The sequence below is a fragment of the Streptomyces phyllanthi genome (assembly GCF_009377205.1).
Classification (GTDB): Bacteria; Actinomycetota; Actinomycetes; order Streptomycetales; family Streptomycetaceae; genus Streptomyces; species Streptomyces phyllanthi.
On record NZ_VJZE01000020.1, the window covers coordinates 1 to 14478 of the forward strand.

Annotated in this window: 15 protein-coding genes; 7 read left to right on the plus strand and 8 right to left on the minus strand. The window is 71.9% G+C overall.

All coding sequences use genetic code 11. The features are described from left to right. Positions 1-133: VOC family protein (locus FNH04_RS05445; RefSeq protein WP_194236564.1), on the minus strand; the 133-nt coding region annotated here is incomplete at its 3' end. Between the two features lie 249 nt (positions 134-382). Between FNH04_RS05445 and FNH04_RS05450 the strand changes: the two genes are divergently transcribed. Both FNH04_RS05450 and FNH04_RS05455 read left to right on the plus strand, forming a co-directional pair. Then, complete coding sequence (locus FNH04_RS05450; RefSeq protein ID WP_152780850.1) at positions 383-1036, plus strand: ATP-dependent Clp protease proteolytic subunit; 654 nt, start codon at positions 383-385, stop codon at positions 1034-1036. Between the two features lie 2 nt (positions 1037-1038). Next, the gene (locus FNH04_RS05455) at positions 1039-1641 is read left to right on the plus strand and encodes a ClpP family protease (protein ID WP_152780852.1); all 603 of its coding nucleotides are present in this window, start codon (positions 1039-1041) and stop codon (positions 1639-1641) included. A gap of 27 nt (positions 1642-1668) precedes the next feature. On the opposite strand, the gene FNH04_RS05460 is transcribed toward FNH04_RS05455, so the two are convergent. Beyond that, positions 1669-2151, minus strand: a complete 483-nt coding sequence (locus tag FNH04_RS05460) for a helix-turn-helix domain-containing protein (protein WP_322722625.1) — start codon at positions 2149-2151, stop codon at positions 1669-1671. 89 nt (positions 2152-2240) lie between these two features. Between FNH04_RS05460 and FNH04_RS05465 the strand changes: the two genes are divergently transcribed. From FNH04_RS05465 to FNH04_RS05470, 3 genes are all read left to right on the plus strand, one after another. Next, on the plus strand, positions 2241-3023 hold the full coding sequence (locus FNH04_RS05465; protein ID WP_152780854.1) for a class I SAM-dependent methyltransferase: 783 nt from the start codon (positions 2241-2243) through the stop codon (positions 3021-3023). Next, positions 3010-3075 carry a hypothetical protein gene (locus tag FNH04_RS49320; RefSeq protein WP_386576081.1) on the plus strand — a complete coding sequence of 22 codons (66 nt, stop codon included), beginning with the start codon at positions 3010-3012 and terminating at the stop codon, positions 3073-3075. The genes FNH04_RS05465 and FNH04_RS49320 overlap by 14 nt, the downstream gene beginning before the upstream one ends. Positions 3076-3371: 296 nt before the next feature. Continuing rightward, positions 3372-4841, plus strand: coding sequence for an FG-GAP-like repeat-containing protein (locus FNH04_RS05470; protein WP_152780857.1), 1470 nt, complete (start codon positions 3372-3374; stop codon positions 4839-4841). A 63-nt stretch (positions 4842-4904) separates the two neighbouring features. On the opposite strand, the gene FNH04_RS05475 is transcribed toward FNH04_RS05470, so the two are convergent. Further along, complete coding sequence (locus tag FNH04_RS05475) at positions 4905-6188, minus strand: DUF6777 domain-containing protein (protein ID WP_322722626.1); 1284 nt, start codon at positions 6186-6188, stop codon at positions 4905-4907. A gap of 269 nt (positions 6189-6457) precedes the next feature. Here FNH04_RS05475 and FNH04_RS05480 point away from each other — a divergent pair, with 269 nt between their 5' ends. Further along, positions 6458-7747 (plus strand): streptophobe family protein, encoded by a 1290-nt coding sequence (locus FNH04_RS05480; RefSeq protein ID WP_152780859.1) that lies wholly within the window; start codon positions 6458-6460, stop codon positions 7745-7747. A gap of 28 nt (positions 7748-7775) precedes the next feature. On the opposite strand, the gene FNH04_RS05485 is transcribed toward FNH04_RS05480, so the two are convergent. The 4 genes from FNH04_RS05485 to FNH04_RS05500 form a co-directional block, all read right to left on the minus strand. Beyond that, entirely contained in the window at positions 7776-8723 is a 948-nt protein-coding gene (locus tag FNH04_RS05485; RefSeq protein WP_152780861.1) for a serine/threonine-protein kinase, read from the minus strand. After that, the gene (locus tag FNH04_RS05490; protein ID WP_152780889.1) at positions 8716-9342 is read right to left on the minus strand and encodes an SH3 domain-containing protein; all 627 of its coding nucleotides are present in this window, start codon (positions 9340-9342) and stop codon (positions 8716-8718) included. The genes FNH04_RS05485 and FNH04_RS05490 overlap by 8 nt, the downstream gene beginning before the upstream one ends. A 5-nt stretch (positions 9343-9347) precedes the next feature. Further along, positions 9348-11699, minus strand: a complete 2352-nt coding sequence (locus FNH04_RS05495) for an FHA domain-containing protein (RefSeq protein WP_152780863.1) — start codon at positions 11697-11699, stop codon at positions 9348-9350. Between the two features lie 98 nt (positions 11700-11797). Then, on the minus strand, positions 11798-12208 hold the full coding sequence (locus FNH04_RS05500) for a hypothetical protein (RefSeq protein WP_322722627.1): 411 nt from the start codon (positions 12206-12208) through the stop codon (positions 11798-11800). A gap of 533 nt (positions 12209-12741) precedes the next feature. Here FNH04_RS05500 and FNH04_RS05505 point away from each other — a divergent pair. After that, complete coding sequence (locus FNH04_RS05505; protein WP_152780865.1) at positions 12742-13020, plus strand: DUF1905 domain-containing protein; 279 nt, start codon at positions 12742-12744, stop codon at positions 13018-13020. Positions 13021-13374: 354 nt separating this feature from the next. On the opposite strand, the gene mgrA is transcribed toward FNH04_RS05505, so the two are convergent. Beyond that, the gene (mgrA, locus tag FNH04_RS05515) at positions 13375-14364 is read right to left on the minus strand and encodes an L-glyceraldehyde 3-phosphate reductase (RefSeq protein WP_152780867.1); all 990 of its coding nucleotides are present in this window, start codon (positions 14362-14364) and stop codon (positions 13375-13377) included. Positions 14365-14478 lie beyond the last annotated feature (114 nt).

A 14478-nucleotide genomic window follows, 5' to 3' on the forward strand; every position in this document is an offset into this window, starting at 1 on the left:
GGCCCATCCCGCCCTCGGTGTAGCGGGTGATCCGGCCGATGCTGGAGTTCTTGAAGAGCGAGACGTAGTAGTGCGCGGCCTCCTCTGCCTGGCCGTCGAACCACAGACAGGTGGTGAATCCGTTCGCGGGCATGGTTGCCTCCTCGGGCACGCGTGTGTCGTCACCTGTATCGACCGGTCCTCGCCCGCGAACTCATCGGTGGCTCGGTAAGGATTTTCCGGCCCTGTGCAGTGAGCGTGACGCGCTCGGCGCCCTCTGCCCGTGGCTAATCTGCCACGGGCAGAGAAATCCCATGTCAGCGGCCATGTGCGGCAAGAGTGGAGAGGGCGGCGCCAAACCGCCGCGTCACGTTCACGGTCACCTTCACGACAGGGAGAGCCCATGACGCCACTCATCACCGGCCGGGAGCCGGCCCTCGCTCCGCGGGCCGAGGAGGGGGACACCCTTCCGTCCCGGTTCGACGACCACCTGGCCGCACAACTGCTCGGGCAGCGGATCGTGTTCCTCGGAACGCAGGTCGACGAGGTCTCCGCCAACCGGGTCTGCGCCCAGCTGCTCCTGCTCTCTGCGGAGGACCCGCGGACCGACATCAGCCTCTGCATCAACAGCCCCGGTGGATCGGTGACCGCGGGCCTGGCGATCTACGACACCATGCGTCTCATCCCGAACGACGTGTCCACGCTCGCGATGGGCTTCGCGGCGAGCATGGGCCAGTTCCTGCTCAGCGTGGGCGCGCACGGGAAGCGGTTCGCGCTGCCGAACGCGCGGATCATGATGCACCAGCCGTCGGCGGGTATCGGCGGCACCACCGCGGACATCGAGATCCAGGCGGAGAACCTGGAGTTCACCAAGAAGGCCATCGAGCGGATCACGGCGGAGCACACCGGACAGACCCCGGAGACGATCTCCCGGGACGGCGACCGGGACCGCTGGTTCACGGCCGAGCAGGCGAAGGAGTACGGGATGGTCGACCAGGTCGTGGAGTCGCTCGCCGATGTCCGGCCGGCCGCGTCGCGACGCAGGATGGGGCTGTAGACATGGGGACGTACACGATTCCGAACGTCGTCGAGAGGACCCCGCAGGGCGAGCGGTCGTACGACGTCTTCAGCCGGCTGCTGTCCGAGCGGATCATCTTCCTCGGCACCGAGATCGACGACGGGGTCGCCAACGTCGTCATCGCCCAGCTCCTCCACCTGGAGTCGGCCGCCCCGGAGAACGAGATCGCGATCTACATCAACTCGCCCGGCGGATCGTTCACTTCACTCATGGCGATCTACGACACGATGAGCTACGTCCAGGCACCGATCTCGACGTTCTGCGTCGGGCAGGCGGCCTCCACGGCGGCGGTGCTCCTCGCGGGCGGCGACCCGGGCCGGCGCTTCGTCCTCGAGCACGCGCGGGTGCTGCTCGGGCAGCCCGCGAGCGGCGGCCGCCAGGGAACGGTCTCGGACCTCGCCCTCCAGGCGAAGGAGATGGTCCGGATCCGCTCCCAGGTCGAGGAGGTCCTCGCCCGGCACACGCACCACGATGTCAGGACGCTCCGCACGGACATGGACCGCGACAAGGTCTTCACCGCTCAGGAGGCCGTGGCGTACGGGCTGGCCGACGAGGTGGTGAGCCGGCGGCTCGTGGGGGTCTGACCCAGCCGGGCCGCCGGGGTGCCCGGGTCAGGCGGCGAGGCAGAGTCCGCCGTACGGCGATGTGCCGGTGGTCCTGGTGGACGTCGCCGTACGTGTCCGGGCGCGCCGTGCCAGTTCGCCGTGGGCCAGGGAGAGCAGGTCCCCGAGGCCCAGTCCGAGGGCCTGGGCGGCGGCCGCGAGGACCTCCGACGAGGCCTCCTTGCGGCCCCGCTCCAGCTCCGAGAGATACGGCATCGAGATCCGCGCCGCCTCCGACACGTCCTTCAACGTCCGCTCCTGCGCGAGCCGTTCCCGCCGCAGCACGTCACCGACCAGGTCGCGCCAGAGGGGTTCCTTGGCGGGCGGTGTCCCGGGGGCACCTGCGGGGTGGGGGCGTGGAGCGAGAGTCGGCTGCCGCGGGGTGCGCGGGGCAGCCGCCTCCGTGCGAGGGGGAGCGTCCTCGCGGGCCGGAGTGGCCGCCGCCGGGCGCAGGGGAATGACGCGGGCTTCGTTCGACGCTTGGTTGCTCACTCCTTCAGCCTAGGAGCCGGGAGCGCCACGGGAAGGGAGCGGCGTTCCGCCCTGAGTGGAATCGCGGTCCGATGGGGAGAGTTGAGGCCATGCTGCGCGACACGTTCAACGAGGCGGCCGAACTGTACGACCGGGCTCGCCCGCGCTATCCCCGCGCCCTGGTGGAGGAGTTGGCCGGGCAGGTGGGTCTGGGTCCCGGCACCCGGGTCCTGGAGATCGCTCCGGGGACCGGCCAACTCACCGTCCCGCTGGCGGATTCGGGCTGTCACCTCACGGCTGTCGAGCTCGGCCCCGCGCTGGCCGAGGTGGCCCGGCGCAACCTGCGCCCCTTCCCGCACGCCCGCGTGGAGGTGGCCGACTTCGAGCAGTGGCCGCTCCCCGTCGAGCCGTTCGACCTCGTGGTCTGCGCGACCGCGTTCCACTGGCTCGACCCGGCGGTACGGGTCCCCAAGGTGGGCCGGGCGCTGCGCCCCGGCGGCATGTTCGCGCTCGTCACCACGGAACACGTCAGGGGCGGCACCGTCGACTTCTTCGCCCGTGCCCAGGAGTGCTACGAGCGCTGGGACCCTGCCACGCCGCCCGGGCTGCGGCTCCAGGACGAGGCCGAAATCGTCACGGACACCGGCGAGTTGGCGGAGTGGGACGGCCTCCGCTCGTATCGCTGCACCCGGGAGGTCACGTACACGACGCAGGAGTACATCGACGTACTCCTGACCTACTCGGGCCACCGCGCGCTCGACGCGGCTTCCCGGGAAGGGCTGTTGGGCTGCATCCGTGACCTGATCGACACGCGTCACGGCGGCCGGATCACCAAGTGCTATCTGCACGAGCTGATCACGGCGAGGCGGCCGGCGGAGGCTGCCGGCCACTGACCGGCTCCTGGCCCACCCGGCCGTCGACGCGTCCCGCCGGAGGTCCGGGTGAGCGTTGCGCCGGCCGTGCCCGGCGACCGTCCGGACGAGGACCTCGCGGGGGCTGCTCGGCTCGTCGCCGGTGGTGCCGGTGACGGAGAGACCGGGCGCGTCGGTCCGCGAAACGCTGGGCGAAGGCGACTTCGGCGCGCCACGCGTCCGGTCGGGGCAGCGGTGCGCGGAAGGTTCTTGGGAACACCTGTACAACCCTTGTGCCGCATGACGTGTCAAACAGGGCGCCGGACAAGGAACGGGCCCTTTCCGGACACCCCCCGCGCTGCCCGGCCGTTTTTCTTTCAGGAGCCGCACATGCGCAAGAACCAATCGGCTGCCCTTGCCGCGGCCGTGTTACTCATCGTCTCCGGCGCGGCCATCGTCGCCGCGCCCTCCGCGTACGCCGGTGCGCCCGGAGGCACGCGAGCAAGTGACCGCAACAGCGACTTCAACGGCGACGGTTACGAGGACGTGCTGGTCGGCGCGCCCGGCGCGACCGTCAGCGGCAAGAAGGGCGCCGGTCTCGTCACCGTGCAGTACGGCTCGTCGAGCGGTATCGGCACGTCCAGGGTGGCGCGGTTCAGCCAGTCCACGGCCGGGGTCGCGGGTGCCGCGGAGGTGGGCGACGGCTTCGGGAAGGCCGTGGCGACCGGCGACCTCGACGGGGACGGCTACGACGACGCCGTGGTCGGCATTCCCGGCGAGGACATCGGTTCCGTCACGGACGCGGGCGGGGTCGTCGTCCTGTGGGGGTCGGGGTCCGGGCTCTCCGGGAGCCTCAGCGACTGGCTGGAGACCGAGGAGCCCACCGCCGGTGAGCAGTTCGGCGTCGGTCTCGCCGCCGCGCACTTCACCGACGACACTCCGGGCGACGTACTCGCCGTCCTCGACCGGTACGACCTGGAGCTGTTCGCATACCAGTCCGGGACGCAGAACTCGCTGAAGAAGCGGTCGACGCAGCGTCTGTCCGCGCAGGCGGAACCTCGCGAGATCCTGCCCAAGTCGCTGACCACGGGCGACTACGACGGCAACGGTTACGCGGACCTGGTGGTGTCGGGCCTGACGGTCGGCGACGAGCCGGGGGACGGGTGGTCCGTCCAACTGTCCGGTCACGCCGACGGACTGGCGTACGAGCGGGATTTCGAGGGCGGCCCGGTCGCCGCGTCCGGTGACATCAACAATGACGGGTACGACGACCTGGTCACGGGTGAGCCGCACGGCCCCGACGACGTCTACGGCGAGGTGTGGGCAGGGGGCGTGCTCGTCGAGTACCACGGCGGCCCGGGCGGTCTCTCGGAGGAGCCCGAGTGGTGGACCCAGGCATCCCCCGGCGTGCCCGGAAACCCGGAGGTCGGCGACGGCTGGGGCACGGACCTGTCGATCGCGGACACCAACGGCGACGGGTACGCGGACGTCGCGGTCGGTGCGGCGGGTGAGGACATCGGGACAGTGGCCGACGCGGGCGCGGTGTGGGTGCTGCGCGGCTCGGCCGACGGCATCAGCGAGACGGGCGCCAAGTCGTGGGACCAGGACTCGGCCGACATACCCGGCGTCCCCGAGAAGGGCGACAAGTGGGGCGCCCAGGTCCGTCTCACCGACCCGAACGGCGACGGCCGCTTCGGCCTGCTCGCCTCCGCGCCCGGGGAGAACACCGGTGACGGCTTCATCTGGGTGCTGTCGGCGGGTTCGGGCGGCGTCACGGCCTCCGGGTCGTGGACGTACGACGCCGCGTCGCTGGGCGCACCGTCGGCGGACGCCGCGTTCGGTGCGGCGATCGACGAGTAGCGAGGAGCAGCGGGTGGGGGCGCCCGCCGAGGGACACGCCGGTTCCCGGCGCCCCGGCCGCTCTCACTCGCCCGGTGCTACGGGCTCCGTCTGGGGGACACTGCCGACGGTGCCCGAGGCGGTGGTCGTGTCGTCGCCGGTCGGGGAGTCCGGCGGCGGCTCGGTCTCCGTCTCCGTCTCCGTCTCGGGCGAGGTGGGCGGCGACTCCGGTTCGGTGGGCGACGTCTCGGGCGTCGAGGGCTCGGAGGGGGACGGTGTCGGTGACGTGGGCGGGCACGGGCTGAGGCTCGGCGACCCGTCCTCCGTCTCGCTCGGCGTCCTGCCCTCCGAGAGGGTGACGCACGGTGACGGCTGCTCGCTCGCCGGCGGCGAGTCGCTCACCGAGATCGACGGTGACGGCTGCGTCGTCGGCGGGGACGTCATCCTGTCCCCGCCCCCGGTGTCGCCCGCGCGGCGCTCGAACCAGCCTCCGTTGTCGGGGTCGTAGACGACGAAGGCGTTGATGATCGTCGTCGACTGCGAGACGACCACGACGTTCTGCGGCCGGTACGAGGGCCACGAGTCACCTGTCGGCTTGGGCGTGGACTTCTGCGGGACCGGCGGCCGCAGCGGATTGCCGCAGGCGCACCGCACCCGGGGCACTCCCAGGTCGTCGACCAGGACGGCCGTACCCGCCTGCAGGACCGCCTGGTAGGGGGTCGCCCTGCCGCCGCGGTAGCCGTGGTTGGTGACCCGGGTGTCGAACCGGAGCTGGAGGGGGGTGAGCGAGCGGAGGTAGGCGGGGACCTCCGAAGGCCGGATGCCCTGGGCGGACGCGAACGCGCCGTTCTTGGCCGGGTCGGCCCGGAGTGCGGTGATCTGCTTCTCCACGTCGCAGCTGGAGTTGTTGCGGGTGCCTCCGTAGAGGCCGGGTGAGGAACCGTCGATACCGCGTGTCACGTTGGCGGACTGTGTGGGTGTGCGGGTCTCCGTGGGCGTCGCCGGTGGTGCGGAGCTGTCGGTGGCCGTCGACCCGGTGAACGGGTCGGGACCCGACGACGCGGCCGCCTGGAGGAAGACCTCGTTGTCCGAGCCACCGTCACCGCCGGAGCGGCTGAACACGATCGCCAGCACCACGGCCGCGATGACCGCGGTGGCGATGACGGCGATCCGCGGCGTCGATCTCCACCAGGGCCGTTCGGGTCCCCCGCCGCCCTCCGGTCCGGGAGGCCCCCCGGGACCGGAGGGGCCGGACGGACCGCCCGAGCCTCCCCCGCCGGGCCGTGCCCGGCTCGGCTCTGACGGGCCCGCCAGCGGGCCCGACGGGGGCCCGGTGGGGCGGCCGGACGACGGCTGTTCGACGCTCACGAGCTCTTCTTCCGCCGTAGGGAACGTTCTTCCCCGATGGGGAACCTGCGGCACTTGAGAAGATTTGGGCCGCTTTGTGCACAACAGGCCCATTGTGTGTCCCGGTCCGGCGCGCCTCGCAAGCCGACGCCGTGCGGATCCGGGTGACGCTACCGGTGGAGCTGCGCGGTGCGGATCGCCGGTGGCGCCCGCAGGCCGCCCGGTCGGACCCGCCCGGCGCGCGGAGCCTCCCGGCCCTGCTTAGCGTGGGCAGGGTGAGTTCCCGGGCCATGCGCTCCCAGCCCCCCTCCGACCAGGCCTCGCATGGCCGCGAGGCGGCTCGGCACGGCTGGGTGGAGGCACTGGTGACGGTGCTCGCCGGGCTGGTGGTGATGCTCGCGGTCGCCGCGCTGGGGCTGTGGGCGGCCGGTGCCGCGGATCTCCCCGACAACGCCTTTCCCCGGGTCGCCGCGGCCGCCGTCGTGACGGCGGTCGGCGGCACGATCGAGCTCTCCGGTGATGCCGGGGAGCTCGCCGAGACCCAGGGCGGGCTGACCGTGATCCCCCTGTCGGTGACGCTCGCGGGGGCGCTGGTCATCGCCGCCGGGTTCCTGCGGCCGCTGCGCCACCGGGCGGTGGCGGGGACGCCCGAACTCCTCGGCTGGGCCGCACGCGTCGCCGTGCTGTGGGTGCTCGCCCTGATCGGCCTCGCCCTAGCGGCGCGCCAGACCTTCCAGATCTCCTTCGGCGACGACACGCTCGAGGACCTGGGGGACCTGTTCGGCATCCCCACCCCGGAGGTGGGCTTCACCACCGACGTACCGCTGACCGTGCTGTTCGGGCTGCTGTGGCTCGCCGGCGTGCTCCTGCTGGCACTCCTGGTGGCGCGCGGGGCGCCGCTGCCTGCCCGGCTGGTGCGTTTCCAGGCGTCGGTGCGTCCGGCCGCGTACGCGATGGTGCTGCTGTTGCTGGCGTGCGTCGTCGTGGGACTGGTGATCGCGCTGGTGGTGGCGGGCACGCGGGGGTACCCCAGGGAGACGTTCGCGGTGATCCTGCTCGGGCTGCCGAACCTGACCTGGCTCGCGTTCACGATCGGGCTCGGGGCTTCCTGGGAGGGCCGTGTGGAGGGCCCGTTCGGGCTGCCCATGCCGCATCTGCTGGACCAGGTGCTGCGGACGCCGGACGACTCCACGCTGAACCTGCGGACGCTCGCCGAGTACGACGGCAGGGTGTGGTGGCTGGTGGCCGTGGACGCCGTGCTGCTGCTGGGCGCCGCGTTCGTGATGGCCGCCCGCTCCCCGGCCCGCGTCCGGCTGTGGCAGCACGCCGTGCACATGGCGGCAGCCCTCGTCCTGACCGTGCTCATGATCTGCCTGGTCGGCCGGGTCAGCGCCCGCCTCGGGTTGTCGGTGCTCGGCATCGGCGACCTGGGCGGCGGACTGTCCGGTGAGCTCTACCTGCGGCCGCGGCTGTGGACCGCGCTCGGCTTCGCTGCGCTGTGGGGGCTGGTGGCCGGATTCCTCGGCGGGATGCTCGCGAAGGGGGTACGGCGACGGGGTGAGGTCACGGACGGGAGCTAGCGCCCCGGCAGCCCCGGCAGGCAAGGCCTCATCGGCGCGGCTGGTGGCGGAAGACCGGGCGGGCCCACAGCGGCGGTTCGGGTACGGCGGGCCGACGCGGCGCGCGCACGGAGGCGGCCCGCAGGGCGGCCACGAACGCCAGGCAGGAGCCGTAGCGGTCGTCCGGGGTCTTGGCGAGCGCCTTCGCGAGAACGCCGTCGACGGCGGTACCGAGGTCGGGGCGCCCGGCGCTGACCGGCGGCGGATCGTCGTACTGGTGGGCCCAGAGCAGCGCCATGTCGTCGTCGCGCCGGAAGGGCGGCCGGCCCGTGAGGATCTCGTGGACGACACAGGCCAGGCTGTAGACGTCGCAACGGCCGTCGACGGGCTTGCCGGAGATCTGTTCCGGGGCCACGTAGTCGAGGGTGCCGACGAACTGGCCCACGGTGGTGAATCCCGTCAGCGACAGCGATTTCTTCGTCAGGCCGAAGTCGGTGAGGTAGACGTGCTCGGGGTGGTCGCTGTCGGTGCCCGGAGCGACCAGGATGTTGCCGGGTTTGACGTCCCGGTGCACCAGCCCGTGGTCGTGGGCCGCGTCCAGCGCCGAGGCGACCTGCGCGGCGATCCGCGTGGCGGCCGGGATCGGCAACGGGCCCTCCCGGTCGAGCAGCTGACGCAGATCGCGCCCGGCGACGTACCGCATCGCGATGTAGAGGACACCGTCCGTCTCGCCCGCCTCGAAGATCGGCACGATGTGCGGGTGGTCGATCGCGGCTGCCACGCGCGACTCGTGGGTGAAACGGCGCCGGAAGGTGTCGTTGCGGGCGAGTTCCGGGGCGAGCAGCTTCAACGCGACCCGCCGGTCCAGGCGCAGGTCCCTGGCCTGGTAGACGACGGCCATACCGCCCCGCCCGAGCTCCGCCTCGACCCGGTAACCGGCGATCTGCCGTCCGACGAGTTCCGAGGGGTGCTCCCCGTACGACCGGGCCTCACTCATCGTGCGTCACCGGACGGACGACCCGCGTCGGTTCATGAGGGGCCTGGCCCCGTCCGGGCTCCGCCACGAAACGTGTCGGCTCCTGGCCCTCCCCCTCGGCTTCCTGTACGACGCGCGTCCGCTCAGGGGGCGGGGCCGTCGTCGGGTCCCCGGAGGTGGCGTACGTGGTCAGTCGTGACCCGTCGGAGTAGAGCCACCGCTCGCGGTCGGTGTCGTAGAGCCACAGCGACTCGCCGTCGGCGACGAACCCGATCCGCAGTCCGTCCAGGCGGGCGTGAAAGGACTCGGCGTCGAGGCGGCCGGCCACGAGGTCCTCCACCGCGCTCCGGTACGCCGCCAGCGTCTCCTCGATGTGGGCCAGCAGTGGCCGGGGGTCCTCCTCGCGGGAGGGGGCTCCCCCGGGTGTCGGCGGGTCCTGCGGTACGGCGACGAGGAGGCGGCCGTCCACCCAGGCCGACCAGCCGTTGGCGCACACCACTTGGCCCCAGTCACCGCGCCGTTCGACGAGCTGGACCGGCAGGAGGGCGTCGAGCGACGCGGTGGGCCGGGACGGATCGGGGCTCTCCCAGGCCGGCAGACCGTCCCGGGGGACCACGTGCGTGGGGCGGAAGCCGGGCATGGGCGTCACCGCTGCTTCCGCATGACGGCGGGTTCCTGGCGGCGCAGCAGACGGGCGACGGCGAATCCGCAGGCGGCGGAGAGGACGAGCAGCATGCCCAGGTCGAGCAGCCACACGCCGGCCGTGTGCTCGAACAGCGGGTCGTCGCCTTCCGGCGCGATCCGCACCAGGTCGATCGTGCCCGCCATCGCCGCGAACGCCCACCGGGACGGCACCAGCCAGGCCGCCTGTTCGAGACCGGGCACGCCGTCCACCCGCAACAGCGTGCCGCAGAAGACGACCTGCGCGATGGCGAGGAGCACCAGCAGCGGCATGGTCACCTCCTCCTTGCGGACCAGCGCGGAGACGACCAGGCCGAGCATCATCGCCGTGAAGGCGAGCAGCGCCACGGCGATGGTGATCTCCACCAGCGGTGGCATCAGGACACCCTCGCCGCCGGGCGCGCCGAGGTCGACGCCGACCAGGGCGACCAGGGTGAGCACCACGGCCTGGAGGACGGTGACGATGCCGAGGACGACGACCTTGGACATGAGGTACGCGGATCTGGACAGGCCCACGGCCCGCTCGCGCCGGTGGATGACCCGTTCCTTGACGAGCTCGCGCACGGCGTTGGCCGCTCCGGTCAGGACGGCGCCCACGCACAGGATGAGCAGCGCGTTCAGTGAGGTCTCGCGGTCCAGCCGGCCCCCGGCCAGGGCCCTCGTCATCCCTCCCAGGACGAACGGAAGCGCGATCATGATGGCCAGGAAGACGCGGTCGGCGCTGAGCACGGCGGCGTACCGGCGCACCAGCGTGCCGAGCTGGGCGGTCCGGCTCTGCGGTTTGGGCGGCTTCGGCGGCGGTTCCCCGGCGAGCGGTTCGAGCTCGGGCAGGTACGGCCGGTCCATCGCCGCCTCGACGTACTGGCGGTGGAACGGCGAGTCGTGGTACTCCCCCGCCCAGTCCCGGTCGAGATCCTGGTCGAAGGCCTCGAACGCCTCCGGCCACTGCTCGAAGCCGAAGAAGGCGAGCGCGTCGCCCGGCGGCCCGTAGTAGGCGGTCCTCCCGCCGGGTGCGAGGACGAGGAGCCGGTCGCAGACGTCGAGGCTGAGGACGCTGTGGGTGACCACGATGACCGTACGTCCGTCGTCGGCGAGGCCGCGCAGCATGTGCATCACCGAGCGGTCCATGCCGGGATCGAGGCCCGATGTCGGCTCGTCGAGGAAGAGCAGCGACGGCTTGGTGAGCAGTTCGAGAGCCACGCTGACCCGTTTGCGCTGACCGCCGGAGAGGCTGTGGATGGGCTGCCGGGCGCGCTGTTCCAGACCCAGCTCGCGGATCACCTCGTCCACGCGTGCCCGCCGCTCCGCCTTGGCCGTGTCCTGCGGGAAGCGCAGTTCGGCGGCGTACGTGAGGGCCCGGTGGACGGTCAGCTGGGTGTGCAGGATGTCGTCCTGCGGGACCAGCCCGATGCGCTGACGCAGCTCGGCGTAGTCGTGGTAGAGGTCGCGGCCGTCGTACAGGACCGTGCCCGTGTCGGCGGGGCGCTGCCCGGTCAGGGCGTTGAGGAGCGTGGACTTGCCGGCGCCGCTGGGCCCGACCACGGCGAGCAGGCATTTCTCGCCGACGGGAAAGGTCACCTTGTCGACAAGCCTCTTGCGGCCCTGGTCGACGGCGACGGAGAGTTCCTGGACATCGAGCGAGATCTCGCCGGTGTCGACGTACTCCTGCAGCTGGTCGCCGACGAGGCAGAACGCGGAGTGCCCGACGCCGACGATGTCACCGGGTGTGATCCGGGCCCGGTCCACCGGCAGCCCGTTGAGGTAGGTGCCGTTGTGGCTGCCGAGGTCGGCGATCTCGTACGTGCCGTCCGGGCGTGCCCGCAGTTCGGCGTGGTGCCGGGAGACGATGAGGTCGTCGATGACGAGGTCATTGTCGGCGGCGCGGCCAATACGGACGGTCCGCTCGGGCAGCGGGCGCACGCTGGTGGGCTGCCGGAACGTGCCGGTGGAGGCGGGCCGGTGGACGCCTGAAAGGCGCTCCGGGGCCCGCTCGGGAGCCCGGCCGGTGAGGACGGCACGGGGTCCGTCGGAGGGACTGCCGAAGCGGATCACGCTGCCCGGGCCGACATCCCACGCGTGGACGCGGTGGCCGTCGGCGTACGTGCCGTTGGTGCTGTTCTCGTCCTCGATCGTCCAATGGCCGACCCCGGCCCGGAGCACCGCGTGGTGCCACGAGACCCGGTCGTCGTCCAGGACGACATCGCTCAACGGGTCGCGCCCGACACGGTATTCGCGGCCCGGACTCATCACCGTGAAGCCTGTCTCGGTTTCCAGGACGAGTTCGGGCGCGGTCGGTGCGACCGGCCGTTCCACCATGCCGGAATTCTATCGATTCGCACCGATGTGCGCCCGATCGGGCAGCGCGGGCAGTGCGAGCCCGGTTCAGCGGGGGGCGGGAGCCGGACCGGTTCGGCTCAGGCGGCGGGGGTGGCGATCACTCGGGCGGTGCGCTGCATCCGGAGCGCGTCGACGGACTCCGCGAGCAGCTCGTACTCGGTGGTGTCGTCACTGGTGGCGATACGGACCAGGTTCCCGGCGGCCAACTCCTCGGCCACCAGCTCCTGTTCGGTCGCGTTGCCGCTCCAGGCGCGCAGCGCGCTGGGCACGTCCGGGACGGTGTCGGCCACCGGCACGACCGAGTTCGGCGGGTAGGTGGGGTTGTCGGGGTGCGGGTCGAGCCGCTCGGCGATCCATAACGCGCGGTCGCGCATCCACCACAACGCCAGGGCCAGGGTGGGAGCGCGGTACGTCCCCAACGGCACACCCACGCGCTGCCCGCCGCACACGCCGTACGCCGTGACATGGCACAGGAATTCGTCGTGCACGTTCGCTCCCCCATCGCACCGCTGACTGCCGGGCCGGCCCCGCTCGCCCTGAACCTCGCCCGCCTGCCCTGCCCTTGGCACACGCCGGGTGACGCACCGATCGCGCACGGTGGCGCCGGATGTTCATGGCGCAATCACCCTACGAATCGAGTATCGCCACTACTGACGCTCTGTCACCATGCCATTCCAGCCAGTCTCCTGGCATATGCGTGGCCGGAGTTGGCTGAAACGATTCGAAACAGCGGCCCGCAGGCGCTTTGCGGCGTCATCCCGAAGGCGATCGGCGTCTGCCGGACGGTCCGGGCATGGCTGCGGCACCGGATCACGGCGGCCGTCCCTGGCCCTGGAGTTCGCCCCTGACCAGCACATACGACATCTACGGGGGTTGACCGCCGAGGTCCGCGAACACCGAGCGTCACGGACTCCCCGACCGGAGCCGTGCGGGACCCGCCACACAGCGCGCGGGGCTCGCGATGAGTTTCCGTACGTCCGGTGGTCTCGTGTATAGGGGGCCACCGGGAGCGGAGGGCACCATGAGCAGGTTGCACAAGCAGTTCACCGCGGAGCTCCGCAGGCGCCCCGGCAAGGGCGGCTGGACCTGTCTCGTCTGGCCCGGGTCCGTGGAGTACTTCGGCACCCGCGGCCTGGTGAAGGTCCGCGGGACGATCGACGGGCACCCCTTCCGCAGTTCCTTCATGGCCCTCGGCGACGGCACGCACATGCTGCCCGTGAAGGCCGACGTGCGCAGGGCGATCGGGAAGGGGGCAGGGGACACGGTGACCGTGTGTCTGGAGGAGCGGCTCGGCACGTGACCGCGGCCCCGTGAGCGTCGCGGGCGGGGGCCAACGTCCGCATGCGGTGGAGGGGCACGGTCGGTGTCGTCCTCGGGCTGGTACTGGTGTCCGCGGCCGGTTGCGGCGGGGGCGACGACGGTGACGCCGTCCGCCGGACGAACCCGTCCGCGTCGGCTCCCGCCGGGGGCGGAAACCCCACCTCGACGACGCCTTCCCCCACCCCTGGCACACGGGTACGTCGACCCGGCCGTCTACACCACCGGCCGCGGGCCGGCGCGGGAGCAGCCGGCCCGCAACGGCTACGCGGTGCTGCACACCGACTACGGCCTGCTTCGAGCGGCACCTGGACTGCGCCAGGGGTGACGGAGAGGCTCAGCTCTCGACGATCTCGTCGATCCGGGCCAGCTCCTCCGGCGCGAAGTCCAGGTTGCCGATGGCCGCCACGCTGTCCTCCAGCTGCTGGGGGCTGCTCGCGCCGATGAGGGCCGAGGTGACGCGGCCGCCGCGCAGGACCCAGGCGAGCGCCAGCTGCGCCAGGGACTGGCCGCGGGACTTGGCGATGTCGTCGAGGGCGCGGAGCCGCGCCACGAGGTCCTCGGTGAGCTTGTCGGCGTTCAGGAACGGGCTGTCGCTCGCGGCCCGCGAGTCCTCCGGGATGCCGCCCAGGTAACGGCCCGTCAGCAGGCCCTGCTCCAAGGGGGAGTACGCGATGGAGCCGACCCGGAGCTCGTCCAGGGCGTCGAGGAGCCCGTCCTCGGGACGGCGGTCGAGCATCGAGTAGCGGGGCTGGTGGATCAGCAGCGGGGTACCCAGCTCACCCAGGATGCGGGCGGCCTCACGGGTCTGCTCGGGCGAGTAGTTGGAGACGCCGACGTACAGCGCCTTGCCCTGCTGCACCGCCGAGTGCAGCGCGCCCATCGTCTCCTCCAGCGGAGTGTCCGGGTCGGGGCGGTGCGAGTAGAAGATGTCGACGTGGTCGAGGCCCATACGGGCGAGGCTCTGGTCGAGCGAGGACAGCAGGTACTTGCGTGAGCCCCATTCGCCGTACGGGCCGGGCCACATGAGGTAGCCGGCCTTCGTCGAGATGACGAGTTCGTCGCGGTAGGGCGCGAAGTCGGCCTTGAGGGCCTCGCCCAGGGCGCTCTCCGCGGCACCGGGTGGCGGGCCGTAGTTGTTGGCCAGGTCGAAGTGGGTGACGCCCAGGTCGAACGCGCGGCGCAGGATGGCGCGCTGCGTCCGTACCGGCCGGTCGGGGCCGAAGTTGTGCCACAGGCCGAGGGACAGCGCGGGGAGCTTCAGGCCGCTGCGGCCGGTGCGCCGGTAGGGCATGTCCGCGTAGCGGTCGGGGTGTGCGGTGTACAACGCGTACTCCTGGTGAGCCGGATGAGCCTGGGAACCGGGGACCACTCTCCCCCGCGCACGGTACGGCGGTCCAACAGGGGAATCGGATGGTATTCAGCGTCTAGGCTTCTCAAT

Coding starts and splice junctions, on each gene's coding strand:
- FNH04_RS05450 (WP_152780850.1), top strand. CDS start 383: ATGACGCCACTCATCACCGGCCGGGAGCCGGCCCTCGCTCCGCGGGCC.
- FNH04_RS05455 (WP_152780852.1), top strand. CDS start 1,039: ATGGGGACGTACACGATTCCGAACGTCGTCGAGAGGACCCCGCAGGGC.
- FNH04_RS05465 (WP_152780854.1), top strand. CDS start 2,241: ATGCTGCGCGACACGTTCAACGAGGCGGCCGAACTGTACGACCGGGCT.
- FNH04_RS05470 (WP_152780857.1), top strand. CDS start 3,372: ATGCGCAAGAACCAATCGGCTGCCCTTGCCGCGGCCGTGTTACTCATC.
- FNH04_RS05480 (WP_152780859.1), top strand. CDS start 6,458: ATGCGCTCCCAGCCCCCCTCCGACCAGGCCTCGCATGGCCGCGAGGCG.
- FNH04_RS05485 (WP_152780861.1), bottom strand. CDS start 8,723: ATGAGTGAGGCCCGGTCGTACGGGGAGCACCCCTCGGAACTCGTCGGA.
- FNH04_RS05490 (WP_152780889.1), bottom strand. CDS start 9,342: ATGCCCGGCTTCCGCCCCACGCACGTGGTCCCCCGGGACGGTCTGCCG.
- FNH04_RS05495 (WP_152780863.1), bottom strand. CDS start 11,699: ATGGTGGAACGGCCGGTCGCACCGACCGCGCCCGAACTCGTCCTGGAA.
- FNH04_RS05505 (WP_152780865.1), top strand. CDS start 12,742: ATGAGCAGGTTGCACAAGCAGTTCACCGCGGAGCTCCGCAGGCGCCCC.